We start from the raw sequence: 20459 nt of genomic DNA, 5'->3' as shown, positions 1-20459 counted from the left end.
TATGAAAAAGTATTTTGGTACGGACGGAGCTCGAGGAATAGCAAATAAAGAGCTAACAAACGAGTTCCTATATAAAACGGGAAGAGCAATTGTAAAATATATAAAAAAAGAAAGACCTACTGTTGTTGTCGGGATGGATACAAGAATTTCAAGCAAGATGCTTCAAATGAGTTTAATGTCTGGGGTAATTGCTGAGGGTGGCATAGTTTATGATTTGGGTATTGTACCGACACCGGCGGTTGCATATATTGCTAGAAAAAATAATGCAGACATTGCTGTCATGATCAGTGCAAGTCATAACCCGTACGAATATAACGGTGTTAAGCTTATTGGCGGTGATGGTTATAAGCTTTCGGACGAAATCGAAGAGGAAATAGAATCCATTATCGATACAATCGAAAATGATGAAAAAAGTTATGATGAGATTGGCGAATATCGTGATGGAACAGATTTCAAGGAAGATTATGTAAATCATATTTTGGAAATTCCAAAGCATAGTTTAAAGGGTCTTAAAGTCGGCATCGACTCAGGAGATGGCGTTATGAGCTATTTTGCTGAAAGAATTTTTAAAGAACTTGGATGTGAAGTCAAGAAAATTTTCTCGAATGGAGACGGAAGGCATATTAATGAAAATAGCGGTTCAACTTGTCCGAAAAAAGTTGCAGAACTTGTGTTAAAAGAAAAGCTTGACTTTGGAGTCAGCTTTGACGGGGACGCAGACAGAGTTATATTCTCCGATGAAAAGGGAAATGTGCTGGACGGAGATCATATTATTGCATATTCTGCTAGGAATTATCTTGAACACGGTATTCTTACAAATGACGGCGTAGTTACGACAACTATGAGCAATATGGCATTTGAAGAATATTTGAATAAAAATAATATTAAACTTGAAAGAGCGGATGTAGGCGACAGATATGTTATGGAAGGCATGAGAAAGCATGGATATGTTATTGGTGGAGAAAAATCCGGACACATAATTTTCCTTGACCACAACACTATGGGTGACGGTGTACAAACGGCTGTTATTGTTGCAGATATGCTTGCATCCAAGAATGAAAAGGCATCAGTAATAGGTGAAGCCTATACGGATTATCCGCAAGTTCTTGTAAATGCGAATGCGGACGATCATCTGAAGAAAACGTTTAGAGAAAACAAAAATATATCTATTGCAATTGAAAAGATGCATGAAAGACATCCTAATTATAGAGTATTAATTAGACCTTCGGGAACTGAAAAATATGTTAGAATTATGCTCGAAGGAACAGACTTAGAAGAGCTAAAAATTGAGGCAAACACACTGAAAGATGTAATAGAAAAGGAGGCATAACGTGGTTAAGATTGTTGTGGATTCTTGTTGTGAACTCAATCCCGATATGACAGATGGGTTAAATGTTTCATTTGTACCTTTCAAGCTCGGAATCGGCAATGATGAGATACTTGATGATGAAAATTTAAATATTGAAGAATTTAGATTTAACATGTCGGAATCCAAAGAAGCAGTTAGAACGGCATGTCCGTCTCCGCAGGATTTTTTAGAAAAATTTGAAGGTGATACTGTCTATATTATTACAATAACAGGTGAGCTTTCGGGGACTTATCAATCAGCAATGATTGCAAAAGAAATGTATATGAAAGAAAATCCTGAATCACAAGTCCATGTTTTTGACTCAAGAAGTGCAGTTGCAGGAGAAACGGCGGTTTTTCTAAATCTTGCAGATTGTATAAAGGCAGGCAAGTCTTTTGAGGAAACTGTGTCTTTGACAGAGGAGTTAATCCAAAGATCTGTTACGATTATAAATCTTGCAAGTCTTTCAAACCTGGCGAAGAATGGAAGAATTCCAAAGATTGCAGGTAAGCTTTCAAAAGTTTTAAATATTAGAATGATTGCAAAAGCGAAAGATGGGAAAATTGTTCCTGTTTCAATTGAAAGAGGCTTGAAACGCTCAATAAAATCTTTAGTAAATAAAGCTATGGATTTGTGTGACAAGAGTTTAAAGACGGCGATTGTGATAAGTCAAGCGGGTGCACTTGATGCTGCAAAAGAAGTAAAGGAAATGCTTCTTAAAAGTTTCCCTGATAGAATTATAGAAATTACCGGCATGAAGGGTTTAAGTTCTACGTATGCCGAAGAAGGCGGATTGGTGTTACATTTATAATGAAAGTATTATTAGCTATGAGCGGCGGAGTTGATTCGTCGCTATGTGGTTATCTCTTACAGGAAATGGGTTATGAAGTCCATGGCGTTACATTTGATACGGGGATGACCGAGAGAGAAAAATTTAAAAAAGATGTAGAGGATGCAAAAGCTGTGGCGGAATCTTTGGGATTTGGCCACAGTGTTGTGGAATATAAAGATTATTTCAGAAAAAATGTTGTCGCTCCATTTATTGACGCATATATTGCAGGAAAGACTCCAAATCCTTGTATAATTTGCAATCGCGTGCTAAAATTCGGGACTCTTATGGATTATGCACTTTCGCATGGATATGATATGCTTGCAACAGGTCATTATGCGAATATTGGGAAAATTGGAGAAAAATATCTACTAAAGAAAGCGAAAGATGAAAGAAAAGATCAGACCTATTTTATGTATGGTGCGTCAAATTTGGATCGCGTGATTTTTCCATTGGGCAATTTTACAAAAGTTGAAACTAGAGAACTTGCTCATAAGCTAGGAATCAAAACGATGGACAAAAAGGACTCTCAAGAAGTTTGCTTTATTAGCAGCAATTATAGAGATTTTTTAAATTCTGAAAAGGTGGAACTTCCGAAAGAAGGGAACTTTATTGATATAAATGGGAATATTCTTGGAAGACATGAGGGAACTTTTAATTATACCGTTGGTCAAAGAAAAGGACTAAATATTGCACTTGGCGCGAGGGCATATGTTATAGATATTGATAAAAATAATAACACAGTGACGTTGGGAGACGAGTCTTATCTTTTTAAAAAGACCGTTGTTGCAGAAATGCCGGAAACGGTGGATGCAAACCTACTTGAAGATAAGATTTATGAGGTTAAGACACGATATAAATTACATGGCGATCCTGCACGAGTAAAGTTTGATGGAAAATATTTAATCGGTGAGTTTGAGGAAGGGGTGAGAGCTCCTGCTGTCGGACAATCTATGGTTGTTTATGACGGTGATTATGTTATTACAGGTGGTGAGATAATTGATGCCTACTAAAATTAATTTGGATTTGGATTTTGAAAAAGAAGAATTTATTAATTTCTTAGAAAAAGAAAATCTAAGTTTTGACGGTTGTGATGAGGCTTATGCGATAAGGGAAGATGGGAAAATTGTTGCAACCGGAGCCTATAAAGGAAATATTTTAAAACTTTTTGCGGTGCTTGAAGAAAAGAGAGAAGAGGGATATATTCCAAAAATAGTCACTTTTTTAAAGGATTTACTTTTTAAGAAAGGCATTCATGAAACTTTTATATTCACAAAGCCTGAATATAAAAATGTATTTACTTCACTTTTTTATACAGAACTTGCGTCTACAGATAAGATGCTTCTTCTGACTGATAATATAAAAGCCTATGAGGATTGGATTCAAAGCATTAGGGAGCTTGGGGATTTCAACGGCTGTATTGTTATGAATGCAAATCCTTTTACGAAGGGGCATAGATATCTCGCTCAAACTGCAGCTAATGAGATTACAAATATTATAGTTTTTGTGGTTGAAGAAGAAAAGAGTTTGTTTGATTTTAAAACTAGATATAAGATGGTTGAGAAGGGGCTTGAAGATATTTGGCTACAAGTAGCTCCGGGAGGTAAATTTATAATATCGGAAACTACTTTTCCAAGCTATTTTTTGAAGAAAAGTGACGATCACTCAAAGGAGTTTGCAAAGCTTGATGCGGACCTTTTTGTTGGCAGAATTGCAAAAGATTTAGGGTTAAAGGTTAGATATGTTGGCGAAGAACCCTCGGATGAACTAACAAGTTCATACAATGAAGCACTGATTGAAAGAGCGAAAAATACAAATTTAAAAATTAGAGTTGTTCCAAGAAAAGAAATAGATGGGGTCCCGATTTCTGCATCTTTCGTGAGGGAACATTTAAGTAATATTGAAGAGGTAGAAAAATATTTACCTAGGACTACAATTGAAATTTTACAGAAGGGGGTGAAGTAGATGATAGAAATTAGAGAGGTTGTTACAGACAAAGATATAGATTTGTTTATTGACATTACGGATAAGATATATGACGATAAGGATTATTATATAAAGCCTTTAAGGGGAGATTATAAAAAATATATAACCGGAAAGACAACCGCTGTCAATAAAGTAGGGGATAGCAAGATGTTTATTGCATTAAAAGATGGCGAAGCGGTAGGCAGAATTTTAGTTGGTATAAATGAAGAATTAAATGAATATCACAATCTAAAGGATGCGTATTTCTCACAATTCGAGTCGATCGATGACAAGGAAGTTTCAAAAGCACTTTACGATACAGCTGCTGCCTGGGCAAAGAATCATGGAGCAAATAAACTTAAAGGACCGATGAGTCTTCCCGGCGGTGATGACAACAGAGGATTTTTGTTGGATAATTTTGATGATTATCCATATATTCAAAATGTCTATAACAAATCATATTACAATGATCATATAGTTTATTACGGATTTAAAAAATATCACGACTGTTTTGCATTTTCAGCAAAGCCTACTGATAGTATGATTGAAAGATATGAACGCGTTATTCCGTATGCGATGAAAAAATATAAGTTTAGGCTTGACAAAATAAATCTTGATAAAGAGGGAATAAAAAAAGACGCTCGTGACATTAGTAATGTTATGAAAATCGGAATGCCTAAAAATGAAGATTGGCAAGATTTGATGCCACCATCTGACGAAGAAATAGACGATATTGTATCGGCACTAAGACCTTATGCGGATTCGGATCTCATTTATATCGCAAGAAATGAAAATGATGAGCCAATAGCTTTTAATATAACGATGCCGGATTACAACCAAATTATTAAACATATGAACGGTAAGATGAATTTACCAGGTATTATTAAGTATTTATATTATAAAAATAAAATCAACCGTTTAAGAGTGTTTGTTTTGTTTGTTATTCCGGAATATAGAAATAAGGGTGTAACACAAGCTATGTATTTGAAGACACTTAGAACAGCAATTGAAAAGGGTTACACAGAAGTCGAAGGAAGCACAATATGGGATTACAATGTACCGATGATTAACGACATACTTAAAGTGGGTGGAGAACTTTCAAAGACATATAGAGTCTATGAAATTGATTTATAGAATATAGATTTGTAAAAAATGAACCGCGATTGAAATATATCGTGGTTTTTTATGAGTTTATTTAATTTTATTTTAACAGTTATTTTAAATATAATAATAGAACGTTAAAAAATAGAGCTCTATAAGATAACAAAAAATAATAAAAAAATTTTTAAATCTTAACACTATCTTTATATCCCATCTGCTATGATAGGCCTATAAGATAAAGGAGGATTTCTTATGAAAACAAGTTTTAAAAAAGATTTATTAACATTTTTAATTTTGGCAATGACATTATTTATGTTCGCTTGCACAAAAGGTAATGACCAAAAAGGTCAAGAGGGCACTGCAACGGAAGGGAATGTAGAAGATTCAAAGGCTGTTGTAGCAGACGAAAATGGAACTTCTATGGAAGTTTCAAAAGACGCTATGAATCAAAAAATAAAGGCAAGTGATTCATCATATCCGGTTATGGATGAATATATTATGGAAACAATGGGTCTTAAATTCAAACTTTCAGAAAGAATCAAGAAGGCTCTTAACAACAAAGAAATGGTTATGCTTTGCAATGAAATGCTTAAAGACGGTTACACAGATATTTCTTATGCGCAATTTGATTTTTACAAATTGACTGACGAGCAAAGAGAAACAGAAGTCGGCAAGATGGGCGACGAATACATGAATTGGGTGAATAGTCTCGAAAAGATTGGCTCAATCGGTGTTTATGAAAAGGCTTTGGAAGATAAAATTGGAGAAACAACTAAGTGTGACAACAACAGAAAGTTCGGCGAATCAAAAGATGGGGAATATCTTTATTATCAAGGTATAAACACTTCATCCGATAAGGAACTTCAAGATGCACTTTTGGACAGCGAATTTGAAGTGATTGAAAAAGGCAAATTTAACGGTATGTCAGCATTTGATCCACCAAAGAAAGATATGAACGGCAGCTCAATTTTACCGCTTGATACAGAAAATCTTGATGGTGAAAAATTTGGAGATGAAAATATTAAAAAAGCTGATTTGACTTTAGTTAATGTATTTGCAACATGGTGCACTGCATGTATTCAAGAAATTCCTGATTTGGAAAAGATTTATGAAGAATACAAAGACAAGGGATTAAATATTGCTGGCGTTATCATGGATACAGTCGATGCATCGGGTGAAAATAAAGAAGCAATGGAAAAATCTCATGCGTTAAAAAATAAACTCGGTATCACATACGATTTGATTAAACCTGACAAGACAATGATGAACGGTAGACTTGAAGGCATTTACGCACTTCCTGAAACATTCTTTGTCGATAAAGAAGGAAAAATTGTGGGCGATGCTATAAGTGGAAGCCACGATTACGAAGGCTGGAAGAAAATCGTTGAAGAAAAATTGGCGCAAGTAAACGGAGGCAAATAGTGAAGACTATTACTCGAAAAAAGAGCTTTTCAATTGCCGTTTCAATTATCGGAATAATATTTATGATAATTGGTGTGTATCGTGGAGAAGCTCTAACTGTTTTACAAAAAGCAGTAAAGATTTGTATGGAGTGTATTGGAATTGGATAAGTTAAAGAAAAAAAGTAAAGAATACAAAAGACATTTGTTTCAAAGTGCGTGGGCGCTTGCAACAAACAGCAATTTCAAGGGCTTTTTTAAAGGAAACATATATACGGGCGATATGAAAAAACTTTGCGTTCCGGGCATGAACTGCTATTCTTGTCCGGGCGCAAAGGGCGCTTGTCCTATTGGTGCACTTCAAGCGGTCATTGGAAGTTATAAGTATAAGTTTTCGTTTTATGTTGTCGGATTTTTAATTTTTATAGGTGCAATGCTTGGTAGATTTGTCTGTGGATATCTCTGTCCGTTCGGACTTGTTCAGGATTTGCTTTATAAAATTCCATTCTTTAAAAAAATCGGAACATTTAAATACGATAAGAAACTAAGAAAACTTAAATACATCATACTTGGACTTTTTGTAATCATACTTCCGATGTTTGTGGTTGACGTGTTGGGACAAGGTTCGCCGTTTTTCTGCAAACTTATTTGTCCTGTTGGAACACTTGAGGGAGGATTGCCACTAGTTCTTTTAAATAAGTCGATGCGCGGGGCAATCGGATTTTTATACTTATGGAAAAACACAATTTTAATAGTGCTTTTAATTTTGTCGGTCATAATTTATAGACCGTTTTGCAAGTACATTTGTCCGCTTGGAGCTATATATTCATTTTTCAATCCTATTTCCGTTTTTAAATACAGAGTTGATTCACACAAGTGTATAAAGTGTGGTCTTTGTAGAAAATGTTGCAACATGCAGGTTGACCCGGTTCAAAATGCAAATTCGCTTGAGTGTATAAGGTGCGGAAAGTGCAAAAACATTTGTCCGACAGGAGCAATCTCTTGCGGATTTAGAACAAAAGAAGAATGTCTAGAAGCAAATAAACAAATGACTGCACAAGTGGAAAAATAATTTTTTTATTGGTATAATGAATAGAGGTGAGATATGCGAATTCTAGTGATTGAAGACGAAAAAGAACTATGTGATTCAATAAAAGAAGGACTTATTCTTGACGGATATGAAGTTGATGCTTGCTACAACGGCTTAGATGGTGAAGAAATGGCTACTATTGAGACTTATGATTTGATACTTCTCGATTTGACGCTGCCCGATATGGACGGAATGGATATTTTAAAATCTGTTCGTAGTCAAAATGCACTGGTTCCGATTTTAATTTTATCTGCAAGAGTTCAAACAGAGGATAAAGTTGAAGGTCTTGACAGAGGAGCAAATGACTATCTAACAAAGCCATTTGATTTTAGCGAGCTTGAGGCAAGAATTAGAAGTCTTACAAGAAGAAAATTTGAGCAAAAGAGCATTTATCTTTCATTTGATGGACTTGAAATGGATACGAAAACAAGAAGGCTTCATTACAACAATGAAGAAATATTTTTGACAAAGAAAGAAATGGGAATTTTGGAATATTTGCTTTTAAATCAAGAGCGAGTCGTGAGCCAAGAAGAGATTATCGAGCATGTTTGGAATAATGAAGTAAATGAATTTTCAAATTCAATAAGAGTGCATATTTCCGCTCTTAGAAAAAAATTACGTGAAAAGATGGGACATGATCCAATAGTGAACAAAGTAGGGCAAGGTTATATTTTAAAATAGTGATATGAAAAAATTAAGTTTAAAATGGAAACTTACAATTTTATCCTCGAGTATAGTTGCGGTAACTTCATTTGTTATTTATATTCTGCTCGGCATTACAACTGTGAGCGAGATGAATAAAATACAAAAAGCAGTAATGGATAATATGGACAATATAGAGCCCAAGGAACTTAAAGGGGCGATCATGATTGTTCCGGATCTTTCTTCTATATTTTACAACGGAAAGAGTCTATTTTGGCTGAAAAGCTTTGGAATAACAGTGTTAGTTGTAGTTATTGCAGGTTTTGTAACATATAAACTCGTTGAAAGATTTTTGGAACCGATAACTGATTTAAAAAACAGAATGAAAGAGGTAAATGTTCAAAATCTTTCTAATCAAATCGAGGTAAAGGAAACTGGCGACGAGATTGAAGAAATCACGATTTCTTTTAATGATATGATAATAAGGCTTTCGCGTCTTTTCGGTGAGGAGAAGAGTTTTTTGCAAAATGCGGCACATGAGCTCAGAACACCTCTTGCTGTTTTAAAGACCAAAATAGATGTTTTTAAGAAAAATGAAAACAACAGCATAGAGGACTACAAAAAAATGTTGGCATCGGTCACTGAATACAACGACCGGATGTCGCACATGGTTCAAATGTTGCTTCAAATCCAAGAAAGTCAAACCATTGAGAGAAAAGATGAGATAAATATTTATGATTTGATTGATGAAGTTATAATGGATCTTTCGATTTATATAGACGAGAAGCATCTAAGCGTTAGTGAGGAAGGGGACAATCCACAAATAATTGGCTCGGATTTACTTATGTATAGGGTGTTTTATAATCTACTTGAAAACGCTATAAAGTATAATGTTGACGGTGGTTATATTAATATTTTGATAAAAGAAAATATGGATGATGTTATTATAAAGATTGAAGATTCGGGATGTGGAATAGAGTCTGAGAAGAAAAAGATTTTCGAAGCTTTTTATCGTGAGAGAAGAGCGGGGAATGAATCAAATGGCGTTGGACTTGGACTGCATCTTGTAAAGAAAATACTTGAACTTCATTCCGGAAGGATTGAAGTAAAAGACGGAGAAAAAGTTGGAACACAGTTTATTGTGACCATTCCTAAAAATAATAAATAAAAAAGAGAATCATTTGATATGTACGAATTTTGAACATATCAAATGATTCTCTTTTATTTTAGTCCGACTATAAAAATTTTATAATAAAGTATCGCCGAGAGGAGCATCAAAACTCCTCCAACTGCGAGTGCTCTTAAAAGCATTGTATCAATCGGTCTTTTATTACGCATTCTTAAGTGCCTCAACTTTGTCCAGCTTTTCCCAAGGTAGATCTAAATCGTCTCTACCGAAATGTCCATAGTTTGTGCATTGCGAATAAATCGGTCTCTTCAAATCGAAGTTCTTTATGATTGCTGCAGGACGTAAGTCAAAAATGCCAGAAACTTTTCTTCTGATTTCTTCTAAGTCGATTTTTTCAGTTCCTCTGCAATCAATATCAATTGAAGTAGGAGCAGCAACGCCTATTGCATAGGATAGAGCAACCTCACATTCTTTTGCAAATCCTGCGGCAACTACATTTTTTGCAACATATCTTGCAGCATAAGCAGCCGAACGGTCAACTTTTGTAGGGTCTTTTCCTGAGAAAGCACCGCCGCCGTGTCTTGCATATCCACCGTAGGTATCGACAATAATTTTTCTTCCGGTTAGTCCGACATCTCCTTTAGGTCCGCCTACAACGAATCGACCGGTTGGGTTTATATATATTTTTGTATCGTCTGAAAGAAGCTCAGCCGGAATTACAGCATCAATAACTTCTTTTTTCACATCTCTTCTCAATGTTTCGATATCGACCGAAGGAAGGTGTTGAGTTGATAAAACTAGAGAAGTTATTTTCTTTGGCTTGTCATCTTCATACATAACCGTAACTTGAGCTTTTCCGTCCGGTAAAATGTAATCGAGAATTCTCTCTTTTCTAACTTCAGCGAGCCTTCTTGTGAGCTTATGAGCTAGAAATATTGCAAGCGGCATATAAACCGGAGTTTCGTCGGAAGCATAGCCGAACATCATGCCTTGGTCTCCGGCACCGATTGCATCAAACTCGTCCTTTGCACCTTCTTTTGATTCAAGAGACTCTTTTACTCCCATCCAAATGTCAGGGCTTTGTTCTTCGAGAGATGTCAAAACGCCGCATGTTTCAGCATCAAAACCGAATTTTGCACGAGTGTATCCTATGTCTGCTAAAACTTGTCTTACAATTGACGGAATATCAACATAACATTTTGTTGAAATTTGTCCGCCTACTACAATGTAACCTGTTGCTGCAAATGTTTCGCATGCAACTCTTGCTTCACTATCCTTAGATAAAATTGCGTCTAAAATACTGTCTGAAATTTTGTCACAAACTTTGTCAGGGTGACCTTCTGTGACACTTTCCGATGTGTGAAATCTGATCATATTTCTCCTTCTTTACATAAAAATTATTAAAATAAAAACAGTAGGTTAAATCCAAAACCTACTGCAAAATAGTCCTTTAAAAACTCATCTTTCAGTCGAACTGTAGGATTTGGCACCGTCTGGGTTGCCGGGTTTCAAAGGGCCTATTCCCTCCACCACTCTTAATGAGTAATTTAATTATAACATTATTTTTTTTACTTGTCAAATATTAAGCGTTTTCTTCTATACAACCTGAACGTTTAAGTGCAAATTTTGCAAGAAGCGGTCCTACAAGTTCATACACAATTGTTGCACCCAATATAATTGTTCTGATATATTGTCCGTGATCACCGTGAATAATGTTTGCGGCAATAAGACTCAAACCGAGAGCAACCCCTGCTTGAGGAACAAGAGTAAGACCGAGATTTCTTTGAACGCTTTGGTCAAAGCCACTGATTTTAGTAGAAACCATTGAACCGAGATATTTACCAATTACTCTTGAAACAACATAACCGATTCCGACGATACCGACGGACTTAAGGTTTGAAAGATTTAAATCTGCACCGGATAAAACAAAGAAACATATAAATATAGGTGGGGTAATAGCGTTTACAAGGTCAAGATAACGCTTATTTACGTGTCCGACATTTGTAATTACAACACCCATAACCATTAGGGTTAAAAGTCCTGATAAATTTAATTTCAATGCTGCTGCCGTTACGAGGAAAATCATTGCCAATGTAAAGGAAAGATTTTCTCCGTCGTTTCTAACTTTTTTTGCAATTAACGAATAAATAAAACCTGCAACTGCACCGAGACCTATTGACATTAAAATTTCCAAAAGCGGCTTTCCGACCATCGTTGCAATATTTAAACTTTCACCGTTTATTAAAGCGTTTGCCATAAAGGAAGCTATACCGAAAGCTATGATACAAACTGCGTCGTCCAAAGCTACAACTGGAATTAAAACATCTACAAGCGGTCCTTTGGCTTTGTATTGTCTTATGACCATAAGAGTTGCTGCCGGAGCTGTTGCACATGAAATTGAGCCGATTGCAAGTGAGAAAGCCCAATCTTGTTTGAATATTAAAAGCATTGACGCTGTTACAAATAAGAATGCTCCCAATGCTTCGAAAATTGTAACAATAATAATTTTTGAGCCCATCTTTTTGATTGCTCTTAAATCCATTTCAGAGCCTATTGAAAAAGCTATAAAACTAAGAGCGATAGTACTCAAAACTTCCATACCTTTTACTTGATCTTGTGAAAGCAGTCCCAAAACAGAAGGGCCTATTAAAATTCCACCGATAAGATATCCTGTAACATCCGGAAATTTAAATTTTCCTAATAGGCGCGAAAAAATAAGGCCACTTGCAATAAGAACTGCTAAAGCATAAATTGATTCCATATAAAATTATCCTTCCTTATTTTGTTAAGCCTTCAAATGACTTAACATCGATTGAAAACATTATTCCAACATTTTCCTTTTCGAGATTTCCTACGACTTTTCTTACACATTCTTTTGCCTTTTTGACTTCTTCTTCACTTAAAATTAGAAATATTGTTTTGTTGTATGGTCTTCCACCGTTTAAAAGATTTCTGAAAAAATCATAACCGACTTCTGAATGTTCTGCAAGAGTAGCAGCGAGACCTTGACTCTCCAAAATTGTTCCGCCGTGAATACCTTCTGCAGAAAAAGCTCTGAGCACTTCATCGAAGTGTTGTTCATGATTTAAAACTATAAATAAGACTTCCATATTATCCTCCTTGTATACAGTGTCGATTGTGGCACCTTTAAGTCTAAACTTATTATACTACAAATAAAAAAATATTGCACATTTTTACAAATAGTGATTTAATTGCTTGATTTTATAAGTCTTTATGTTATATAATAAAGTAAAGAAAAAAGCTACTCATTACGGTAGCTTTATTATATCTAAAAATAGATAGTATCTATTTAACTATTAATACACATGGAGGGGTTTATGGAATTTTACAAAGAAGCACTGACTTTCGACGACATTTTACTTGTTCCGGCAGAAAGTCACGTTTTACCGAGAGAAGTCGAAACAAAAACAAAACTAACAAACAAGATTACACTTAATATTCCAATTATGTCCGCAGGAATGGACACTGTCACCGAATCAAAAATGGCAATTGCAATCGCAAGAGAAGGTGGCATCGGAATCATTCACAAAAACATGAGCATTGAAGAACAAGCTCATGAAGTTGACAAGGTCAAAAGAAGTGAACATGGAGTTATAACAGACCCGTTCTACCTTTCAAAAGATCATACGTTAAAAGATGCTGACGATTTAATGAGAACATATAAAATTAGCGGAGTTCCAATAGTTGAAAAAGATGGAAAGCTTATCGGCATTATCACAAACCGCGACATCAGATTCGAGAATGATTTAACAAAAAAAATCGACGAAGTCATGACTAAAGAACGTCTTATTACAGCTAAAGAAGGCGTTACAATGGACGAAGCAAAAGAAATTTTGATGAAACACAAAATTGAAAAATTGCCAATTGTTGATGATGACTATAAATTAAAAGGTTTAATTACAATAAAAGATATTGAAAAATCCATAGAATATCCAAATAGCGCAAAAGACGAACAAGGCAGGCTCTTAGTAGGTGCTGCAATCGGCGTTACAGCTGATATGCTTGATCGTGCAAAAGCACTTGTCGAAGCAAAAGTTGACTGCGTTGTTTTGGATACAGCACATGGACACAGTGCCGGAGTTATTGAATCGGTCAAAAAAGTTAAAAAAGCATATCCGGATCTTCAAGTTATCGCAGGAAATGTTGCGACATATGAAGCAGCATGTGCACTTTTTGAAGCAGGAGCAGACTGTGTTAAAGTAGGTATCGGACCTGGATCTATCTGTACAACTCGTGTTGTTGCAGGAATCGGTGTTCCACAAATAACAGCAATTATGGATGCAAGCAAAGCTTCCAAAGAATACGGCAGACCTATCATTGCAGACGGCGGAATCAAATACTCTGGAGATATCACAAAAGCAATTGCAGCCGGCGGTTCGGTTGTAATGCTTGGAAGTCTTCTTGCAGGAACTGAAGAATCTCCGGGAGAAGAAGTTATCTACGAAGGAAGAAGATACAAAGAATACAGAGGAATGGGAAGCTTGGGAGCAATGAGCGCCGGCTCAAAGGACAGATATTTCCAAGAAGGCGTAAAGAAATACGTTCCTGAAGGAGTTGAAGGAAGAGTTCACTTCAAAGGAAAAGTATCCGAAGTTATTTACCAACTCATGGGCGGTCTAAAATCCGGAATGGGATATTTGGGATGCAAAGACATCGATGAACTCAAAGTAAAACCACGCTATGTAAAAATTACAAGCGCATCTCTCATCGAAAGCCATCCGCACGACATCACAATCACAAAAGAATCACCGAACTATTCACCGTCTTCAAAATAAGACAGAGTAAGTTTCATATTATATTTTTGGAAAGAATCAATCGGTTCTTTCCATTTTTTTGTTTTGCAAAGCATATAAGATAGATGACAAAATATTTTTATATTTTTTTAAAATTTTATATATTTTCTGTTGACTTTTAATTCGGTTATGGGTATAATGATATTAAATTGAAAAAGAATTGAAAAACTTTTCAATAACTTATCATTTTGAAAATGATTATCTTTATTGGATTAAGGAGGTCAATATGACAGAGTATATTTTAAAAGGCGAGTTGTGTCCGAATTGTGCAAGGAAGATTGAGGACAAACTAAATAAGCACGAATCGGTAAAAAGTGCAACTCTAAATTATATCGACAGAAGTTTGGCAGTCGACGGAGACTTAAAGAAAAATGAAGTTTTAGAGATTGTTCAGTCAATCGAGCCGGATGTGATTTTGGTGGATGTAAAATCTTCAGAAGATTTGGGCGAAGTGGAAGAGTTTATGGAAGAAGAGGAAGAAATTGATTTTAAAAGTTTTGAATTTTTAAGTATTTTATTTGGTGGCGCTCTTCTTATTTTATCGTTTGTCTTTAAAAATAATTATATCGCGATAGCATCTCTAATAATTTCCGGATTTGTTGTTTATAAAAACGCAATAAAGGTTCTTATGAAAGGAAATGGACTCGATGAACAAGTTCTTATGATGGTTTCTTCAATCGGCGCCGTTTTAATCGGTGAAGCGAGAGAAGGGGCTGCGGTTATTGTTCTATATAGAGTAGGTGAATTTTTGACCGATTTAGCTGTAGACCGTGCAACAAAGGATTTGAGAAACACTGTAACTAAGAAGGAAAGACGAGCAAGGGTTGTTTTTGAAGACGGAACGACAGTTGAAAAATCTGCAAGCGATGTCAAGGTCGGTTCAAAAATTGAGGTTGAACCGTTCGAAATGGTAACGCTTGATTCCATATTACTTGACGAGTATGCATCAATTGACACATCTTCATTTACAGGAGAATCGGAACCTAGAATATTTAATAAAGGCGAAATTATTTCGGCGGGTTCGATCGTTGTTGGTAAAAAAGCGACGCTTGAAGTTTATAAAGATTCAGACAACTCACTCCTTAAACAAATGGACGATTTGGTAAGAGAAGCTGCGAAAAAGAAGAGTAAACAGGAAAAATTCTTGACGGTTTTTGCAAGAATTTACACTCCGATTGTTGTCGGCCTTGCAGTTTTAATTGCAGTTGTACCGCTTATAACAAAGGGCGATTTCAATGATGCGATAAGAAAAAGTCTTGCATTTTTGGTAACCTCATGTCCATGTTCGGTCGTGCTTGGTGTTCCACTTAGCTATGCCGTTGGCCTTGGGTCTCTTTCAAGACAAGGTATTCTTGTCAAAGGCTCTGAATTTATTGATGCTACGAGCCATATAAAGACAATCGGATTTGATAAAACCGGAACGGTTACTGAAAATAAATTGTCGCTTGTAAAGGTTGTAAAAAAGGCTGATGTGAGCGAAGAAGATTTGAAACTTTTAATGGCGATTGGAGAAAAGAGGTCAACTCATCCGATTGCAACCGCTTTTAAAATGGAAAATGCACCGGAACCTGAAGAACTTTCAGAAATTCCGGGAGCAGGAATCGATTTTAAATACCAAAACAAACACTACGAAATCAGAGGCGGCGGGGAAAGTCTTGTAATTCATCTTTTAGAAGAAAACAATTTGATTGGTGAATTCTATCTTGAAGAAAAGCTTAAAGACTCTGCAATGGATGTTGTTAGAGAGATTAAAGATTTAAACATTGAACCGGTGCTTGTATCTGGGGACAATGAATCAAAGGTAAAAGCTCTTTCAGATATTTTGGGATTTGGCACCTACAAATCGGAAATGAGTCCGTCGGATAAGCTTGAGTTTATGCTCGAAAAAAGAGATAGCGGCCACATGAGCTTCGTCGGCGACGGAATAAACGACAGCGCAGTGCTTGAAGCAGCGAATGTCGGAATCTCGATGGGAAAGATGGGCTCAGATGCTGCAATTACCTCGAGTGATGTTGTTATTATGGATGATGACATTAGAAAAATTCCAATGGCAATAAGAGCGTCGAGAAGAATTTTGAAAAATGTAAAATTCATCGTTGCATTGTCACTTTTAACAAAGATTTGTGTTTTGACGGCGATTTATCTTGGTGTAAAGAACGGAATGTATCTTGCGGTTCTTGCTGACGTTGGACTAAGTTTAGTATGTGTAATGATTGCACTTCTCAACAATAAATGTGTAAAATAGAGTTTTAGAGGTTGAATTTTCAACCTCTTTTTATTTGATTTTTTTATATCAATATGCTAAAATCAGGCTATAGAATAAAATTATTAGAGGTATTATGAAAGATTATAGAGAAGCGGTCGTAAGAGACGTAAAAGCAAAAAAGGATACTGTAATAAAATTTTTGGGATTTAAAGATAGGGAGCCGAGACCTGTTATGATGAAAAAAATTGATAAAGGTCTTGAAGATTTTGAACAATATATAAATCTAAGTTATGGATATTGTTTAAATGAAGATGAAATGTATGCGGACATAGTCTATACAATCGGAGAAAATTTTGAAAAAGAAATTGAAAAGTTGATTGAAAGCGGGATGGCTTTTCCGGCGATGGTTTTGGACAAAGTTGGGATTGTAACTCTCGATATGTACAGAAAACATATTATGAAAGAAATTTATGAGGCATCAGGACTTTCTGTAAAAAAATATGTATATCCGGGAACAAAGACGCATCCTGTTAGTTTTCAAAAAGAAATTTACAAAAATGTCGGGCTTGATACGGTTAAGATTAACGAATACAACCAACTTTATCCAGTGAAATCTGTGGCAATAAGAGCACTGCTCCAAAAAAGTGAGAGCTTAAAGGAATTTTCTCCGTGTGAGGGGTGCGAAGCGAAATGCGAAATGAAAGGGAGTTTTTAATATGAATGAATATATTGAAAAGATTGCAAATGCGATTGTTGAGATGGATGAAGACAATATTTTAAGTTATATAGATGAAGCACTCGATGCCGGGGTTTCAGAAGACGATATATATAATGTTGCACTGAGTCAAGGAATGCTCCGAGTGACGCATCTTTTTGAAGAGGAAGAATATTATGTTTCCGAAGTAATTGTTTGTGCAGACACTTTAAATATGGCTATTAATTATCTCCAAGAGAAAAGTAGTCACAAGATGGAGTCTGACGGACCGACGATTGTTATCGGTGTTGTTGAAGGGGATTTGCACGAAATAGGAAAAAATATTGTCAAGATAATGTTTGGGGCTGCGGGTTTTAAAGTCATCGACCTTGGACAAAATGTTAAAGCTGATGAATTTATAAAAAAAGCGGAAGAGGTAAATGCGGACTTTATTGGTCTTAGCACAATGATGACGACAACAATGCCTAATATGGAGGAGGTTGTAAAGCTAAACAACAATAAAAACAAGCCGCTTATTATCATCGGCGGCGGACCGGTTTCCGAAGAATTCAGACAAGAAATTAAAGCTGACGGCTTTTCAAAGAATGCAGTTGAAGCTGTAGAACTTGTAAAGGAGTTGATGAAACGTGAATTGGCATAATATGACTCTAATGGAATATATCAAAAGCGAAAATAGAAGATTTTTCCTGACAGATTTGGGCACAAACGGTTTAAAATTTGTCGATAAAAAAGTTTATGAGGTATATAATTCACCGGAAACGCAACTTAAGATGGCGGAAAGGCTAGACGAGGAATTTCCGGGCGATTTTATCTATCCTTTGAGCGACGGAAATATTATAAGTGAATCGCTTGGGGTTAAACTTTTAAAGCCGGATTACGATTTTCCGAGTCCACTCGAACATAAATTCACAACTACTGAAAGCATCAGAAATCTTGAAATCCCTGACCCATATAGTTTGAAAAGAATGCCTACAAATTTGAAGAGCCAAAACTTAATCAGCTCAAATATAGACAAGCCTTTATATGTTTCAATATTCGGACCGTTCACACTTGCAGTTCAACTTGCTGGTGCGACGCATCTCTTACGCGAAATTATAAAAAATAAAGATTTTGTAATCGAAATTTTGGAATACACAAAAAATGCTGTTCGGGAATATGCAAAGGCGGTTGTCAAGGCGGGAGTAAAATATATGTCTATTGCAGAACCTGCAAGCGTAACGCTTAGCCCTGAAAATTTCAGAGAGCTTGTGCTTCCGAGATTAAATTATGTATATGATTCGGTTGACTGTTGGAAACAACTTCATATTTGCGGCGACACGTGGAAGTTTTTGGATATGATGATTGAAACAAACTCCGATGCAATAAGCCTTGACCAAATAATGAATATGGAAGAGGTTATAAAACATTTTCCGAGCGACAAAATTTTAGTTGGAAATCTCGACCCGATAAGACTTATTGGAAAGGGAACGCCTGAAGAAGTAAACAAAAAGACGACTGAACTTTTAGATAAGATGGAGCCGTATGACAACTTTATGATGGCTTTCGGATGCAATGCACCGAATGATGCTCCGGATGAAAATATAAAAGAAGCTATAAGAGTAACAAAAAACAGATTTAGAGCCTATGGAAATTAAAAAATTCCCTCCGTAATTGATGCGGAGGGTTTTATTTTACTCTATGTCTATAATTTGTGCTCTGTTGTTAAAAAATGCCATGTGTGCAATCTCAGAAATCAAAATTACGCTGATTGCATTACTCGAAAACGAGGCGAGCATAATTACAATTTGGTATATTATTGCTGTGTTAGGACTTATTCCGGAAAGAATTTGACCGGTCATCATGCCCGGCAAAAATACTATTCCCATGCCGAACATTTTGTTTAGTGACGGGAGAAGGGCATTGTCAATTGCTTCTTTTGCAATAAATTGTGTCGCTGCTTTTGGGGAAGCGCCAATCATAAGACTGCCGTTTACAAGTTCTTTGTTATCTTTAAATCCGGTCATATATGTCTTTATAGCAAGTGTAACACCTGTCATTGTATTTCCAATGACCATTCCGGCAATAGGAATGAAAAATTGCGGATTGTACCAAGGAGTTATTTTTATAACTGCTAACAAAAAGTAAAAAATAACAACGACAGAACCTGAAATGATGGAAATAGCTGTAATTTTTTTCATCATTTTGTTTTTTATTTTCAAACGCTTTATAGCATTTAAAATCGCAAAAGTTTCGGTTATACCGAGAATTAAAAGAGTTATATATGGACTTGGTTTATCGAAAATATAACTCAAAATATATCCGACGAGTATAAGTTGCAAGGTCATTCTGAAAGTAGAATATGCGAGAATTTTACTGAGTCGGATTTTTTTTACATTAAAAATTACAATCATTAATGCAATGAATATAAATGCATAAATAAGATTGTATAAACTTATATCGCTAACATTCATGACTAAGCACCTTTCCATTCTTCATCGTTATGATTTCGTCGGCAATCATTTCCGGATTGTCTGAGTGAGAAATAAAAATCAAAGTTTTGTTTCGTTTTTTTATTTCGGAAATAACATTATTCATCAATATTTCTTCAGTCTTTGAATCTAGAGATGCACCCGGCTCGTCAAGTAGAAAAACTTCAGGCTCAACTAAAAAAAGCCTTGCAATTGAGAGTCTTGTCTTTTCTCCACCGCTTAGATTTTGTGCGTCATCAGTTAAATCCTTTTTAAGATTTACAATTTCCAAAGCTTTTAAAAGTTTTTCGTCGTCAAGTCCTTCTTCTCCGCGTAAAGTAAAAATGATATTTAAATTTTCTCTCACATTTCCGGGAAAAATATTTGGAAATTGCGATTGCATTATGACATCTCTTCGAAGAGTTATAGGATTTATATCGTTCACGTCGACTCCATTGTACATAACGACGCCGCTGTCCGGAGAGATTATATTATTTAAAAGTTTAAGCATTGTGGATTTTCCCGAACCACTTTCGCCCTTAACAATGGTCACGACATTTTCGTGTATTTCAAGATTTTCTATATCGAGAATATTTTTAAATTTTATATCCTTTAATTTAAACAAATTATCACCTCATATTATAATTTTAAAATATTGAATGTATCATTTCAAGTTTTATATAAAAATATTTATGCGAATATAAAATATTTCGAATTAAATAGAATTTGTAATAAATAAAAGTTGAAAAATCCAAAATATTATCTTATAATAT

General features: G+C 35.4%; 20 protein-coding genes and 1 riboswitch. Of the genes, 15 read left to right on the top strand and 5 right to left on the bottom strand.

The window, feature by feature from the left end:
- The first annotated feature begins 1 nt into the window (after position 1).
- From C7381_RS03110 to C7381_RS03065, 10 genes are all read left to right on the top strand, one after another.
- Positions 2-1330: a phosphohexomutase domain-containing protein gene (locus C7381_RS03110; RefSeq protein ID WP_034546022.1), complete on the top strand. Its 1329-nt coding sequence runs from the start codon at positions 2-4 to the stop codon at positions 1328-1330.
- 1 nt (position 1331) lies between these two features.
- Positions 1332-2159, top strand: a complete 828-nt coding sequence (locus C7381_RS03105; RefSeq protein WP_116479846.1) for a DegV family protein — start codon at positions 1332-1334, stop codon at positions 2157-2159.
- Positions 2159-3190 carry a tRNA 2-thiouridine(34) synthase MnmA gene (gene mnmA / locus C7381_RS03100; RefSeq protein WP_034546017.1) on the top strand — a complete coding sequence of 344 codons (1032 nt, stop codon included), beginning with the start codon at positions 2159-2161 and terminating at the stop codon, positions 3188-3190. Before C7381_RS03105 ends, mnmA begins: the two co-directional genes overlap by 1 nt.
- Positions 3180-4142, top strand: a complete 963-nt coding sequence (locus tag C7381_RS03095) for an adenylyltransferase/cytidyltransferase family protein (RefSeq protein ID WP_116479845.1) — start codon at positions 3180-3182, stop codon at positions 4140-4142. The genes mnmA and C7381_RS03095 overlap by 11 nt, the downstream gene beginning before the upstream one ends.
- Positions 4143-5276, top strand: coding sequence for a GNAT family N-acetyltransferase (locus C7381_RS03090; RefSeq protein ID WP_116479844.1), 1134 nt, complete (start codon positions 4143-4145; stop codon positions 5274-5276). It abuts the gene before it with no gap.
- A 219-nt stretch (positions 5277-5495) separates the two neighbouring features.
- Positions 5496-6665: a TlpA family protein disulfide reductase gene (locus tag C7381_RS03085; RefSeq protein ID WP_034546012.1), complete on the top strand. Its 1170-nt coding sequence runs from the start codon at positions 5496-5498 to the stop codon at positions 6663-6665.
- Between the two features lie 32 nt (positions 6666-6697).
- Positions 6698-6814 carry a CD1871A family CXXC motif-containing protein gene (locus C7381_RS03080; RefSeq protein WP_375713352.1) on the top strand — a complete coding sequence of 39 codons (117 nt, stop codon included), beginning with the start codon at positions 6698-6700 and terminating at the stop codon, positions 6812-6814.
- The gene (locus C7381_RS03075) at positions 6807-7715 is read left to right on the top strand and encodes a 4Fe-4S binding protein (protein ID WP_245893708.1); all 909 of its coding nucleotides are present in this window, start codon (positions 6807-6809) and stop codon (positions 7713-7715) included. The genes C7381_RS03080 and C7381_RS03075 overlap by 8 nt, the downstream gene beginning before the upstream one ends.
- 33 nt (positions 7716-7748) lie before the next feature.
- Positions 7749-8414 (top strand): response regulator transcription factor, encoded by a 666-nt coding sequence (locus C7381_RS03070; protein WP_116479843.1) that lies wholly within the window; start codon positions 7749-7751, stop codon positions 8412-8414.
- A gap of 4 nt (positions 8415-8418) precedes the next feature.
- On the top strand, positions 8419-9543 hold the full coding sequence (locus tag C7381_RS03065; protein WP_116479842.1) for a sensor histidine kinase: 1125 nt from the start codon (positions 8419-8421) through the stop codon (positions 9541-9543).
- A gap of 162 nt (positions 9544-9705) precedes the next feature.
- On the opposite strand, the gene metK is transcribed toward C7381_RS03065, so the two are convergent.
- The 3 genes from metK to C7381_RS03050 form a co-directional block, all read right to left on the bottom strand.
- Positions 9706-10878 (bottom strand): methionine adenosyltransferase, encoded by a 1173-nt coding sequence (metK, locus tag C7381_RS03060; protein ID WP_116479841.1) that lies wholly within the window; start codon positions 10876-10878, stop codon positions 9706-9708.
- A gap of 81 nt (positions 10879-10959) precedes the next feature.
- Positions 10960-11049, bottom strand: a riboswitch (SAM riboswitch).
- A 37-nt stretch (positions 11050-11086) separates the two neighbouring features.
- Entirely contained in the window at positions 11087-12265 is a 1179-nt protein-coding gene (locus tag C7381_RS03055; RefSeq protein WP_116479840.1) for a cation:proton antiporter, read from the bottom strand.
- Positions 12266-12281: 16 nt separating this feature from the next.
- Positions 12282-12614 carry a hypothetical protein gene (locus C7381_RS03050; protein ID WP_116479839.1) on the bottom strand — a complete coding sequence of 111 codons (333 nt, stop codon included), beginning with the start codon at positions 12612-12614 and terminating at the stop codon, positions 12282-12284.
- A 228-nt stretch (positions 12615-12842) separates the two neighbouring features.
- Here C7381_RS03050 and guaB point away from each other — a divergent pair, with 228 nt between their 5' ends.
- The 5 genes from guaB (at position 12843) to C7381_RS03025 (ending at position 18873) form a co-directional block, all read left to right on the top strand.
- Positions 12843-14300, top strand: coding sequence for an IMP dehydrogenase (gene guaB, locus C7381_RS03045; protein WP_116479838.1), 1458 nt, complete (start codon positions 12843-12845; stop codon positions 14298-14300).
- A gap of 244 nt (positions 14301-14544) precedes the next feature.
- Entirely contained in the window at positions 14545-16563 is a 2019-nt protein-coding gene (locus C7381_RS03040) for a heavy metal translocating P-type ATPase (RefSeq protein ID WP_116479837.1), read from the top strand.
- A gap of 94 nt (positions 16564-16657) precedes the next feature.
- The gene (locus C7381_RS03035; RefSeq protein WP_116479836.1) at positions 16658-17239 is read left to right on the top strand and encodes a hypothetical protein; all 582 of its coding nucleotides are present in this window, start codon (positions 16658-16660) and stop codon (positions 17237-17239) included.
- A 1-nt stretch (position 17240) separates the two neighbouring features.
- Positions 17241-17879, top strand: coding sequence for a cobalamin B12-binding domain-containing protein (locus tag C7381_RS03030; protein ID WP_116479835.1), 639 nt, complete (start codon positions 17241-17243; stop codon positions 17877-17879).
- Positions 17866-18873: a uroporphyrinogen decarboxylase family protein gene (locus tag C7381_RS03025; RefSeq protein ID WP_245893706.1), complete on the top strand. Its 1008-nt coding sequence runs from the start codon at positions 17866-17868 to the stop codon at positions 18871-18873. The genes C7381_RS03030 and C7381_RS03025 overlap by 14 nt, the downstream gene beginning before the upstream one ends.
- Before the next feature lie 36 nt (positions 18874-18909).
- Here the strand turns inward: C7381_RS03025 and C7381_RS03020 are convergent, their stop codons facing one another.
- Together C7381_RS03020 and C7381_RS03015 are read right to left on the bottom strand one after the other, a co-directional pair.
- Positions 18910-19707 (bottom strand): ABC transporter permease, encoded by a 798-nt coding sequence (locus C7381_RS03020; RefSeq protein WP_245893703.1) that lies wholly within the window; start codon positions 19705-19707, stop codon positions 18910-18912.
- Positions 19679-20311 carry an ABC transporter ATP-binding protein gene (locus tag C7381_RS03015; RefSeq protein WP_116479832.1) on the bottom strand — a complete coding sequence of 211 codons (633 nt, stop codon included), beginning with the start codon at positions 20309-20311 and terminating at the stop codon, positions 19679-19681. Before C7381_RS03015 ends, C7381_RS03020 begins: the two co-directional genes overlap by 29 nt.
- Positions 20312-20459: the final 148 nt, after the last annotated feature.

Origin of the sequence: Ezakiella coagulans (assembly GCF_003096635.1) — a bacterium.
In the GTDB taxonomy this organism is placed as follows: Bacteria; Bacillota; Clostridia; order Tissierellales; family Peptoniphilaceae; genus Ezakiella; species Ezakiella coagulans.
This window is presented reverse-complemented; position numbering and strand designations above follow the sequence as displayed.

Excerpts from the sequence above, each read along its gene's own strand:
- C7381_RS03110 (WP_034546022.1), top strand. The coding sequence starts at position 2 with ATGAAAAAGTATTTTGGTACGGACGGAGCTCGAGGAATAGCAAATAAA.
- mnmA (WP_034546017.1), top strand. The coding sequence starts at position 2,159 with ATGAAAGTATTATTAGCTATGAGCGGCGGAGTTGATTCGTCGCTATGT.
- C7381_RS03095 (WP_116479845.1), top strand. The coding sequence starts at position 3,180 with ATGCCTACTAAAATTAATTTGGATTTGGATTTTGAAAAAGAAGAATTT.
- C7381_RS03090 (WP_116479844.1), top strand. The coding sequence starts at position 4,143 with ATGATAGAAATTAGAGAGGTTGTTACAGACAAAGATATAGATTTGTTT.
- C7381_RS03085 (WP_034546012.1), top strand. The coding sequence starts at position 5,496 with ATGAAAACAAGTTTTAAAAAAGATTTATTAACATTTTTAATTTTGGCA.
- C7381_RS03070 (WP_116479843.1), top strand. The coding sequence starts at position 7,749 with ATGCGAATTCTAGTGATTGAAGACGAAAAAGAACTATGTGATTCAATA.
- C7381_RS03065 (WP_116479842.1), top strand. The coding sequence starts at position 8,419 with ATGAAAAAATTAAGTTTAAAATGGAAACTTACAATTTTATCCTCGAGT.
- metK (WP_116479841.1), bottom strand. The coding sequence starts at position 10,878 with ATGATCAGATTTCACACATCGGAAAGTGTCACAGAAGGTCACCCTGAC.
- C7381_RS03055 (WP_116479840.1), bottom strand. The coding sequence starts at position 12,265 with ATGGAATCAATTTATGCTTTAGCAGTTCTTATTGCAAGTGGCCTTATT.
- C7381_RS03050 (WP_116479839.1), bottom strand. The coding sequence starts at position 12,614 with ATGGAAGTCTTATTTATAGTTTTAAATCATGAACAACACTTCGATGAA.
- guaB (WP_116479838.1), top strand. The coding sequence starts at position 12,843 with ATGGAATTTTACAAAGAAGCACTGACTTTCGACGACATTTTACTTGTT.
- C7381_RS03040 (WP_116479837.1), top strand. The coding sequence starts at position 14,545 with ATGACAGAGTATATTTTAAAAGGCGAGTTGTGTCCGAATTGTGCAAGG.
- C7381_RS03035 (WP_116479836.1), top strand. The coding sequence starts at position 16,658 with ATGAAAGATTATAGAGAAGCGGTCGTAAGAGACGTAAAAGCAAAAAAG.
- C7381_RS03030 (WP_116479835.1), top strand. The coding sequence starts at position 17,241 with ATGAATGAATATATTGAAAAGATTGCAAATGCGATTGTTGAGATGGAT.
- C7381_RS03020 (WP_245893703.1), bottom strand. The coding sequence starts at position 19,707 with ATGGAAAGGTGCTTAGTCATGAATGTTAGCGATATAAGTTTATACAAT.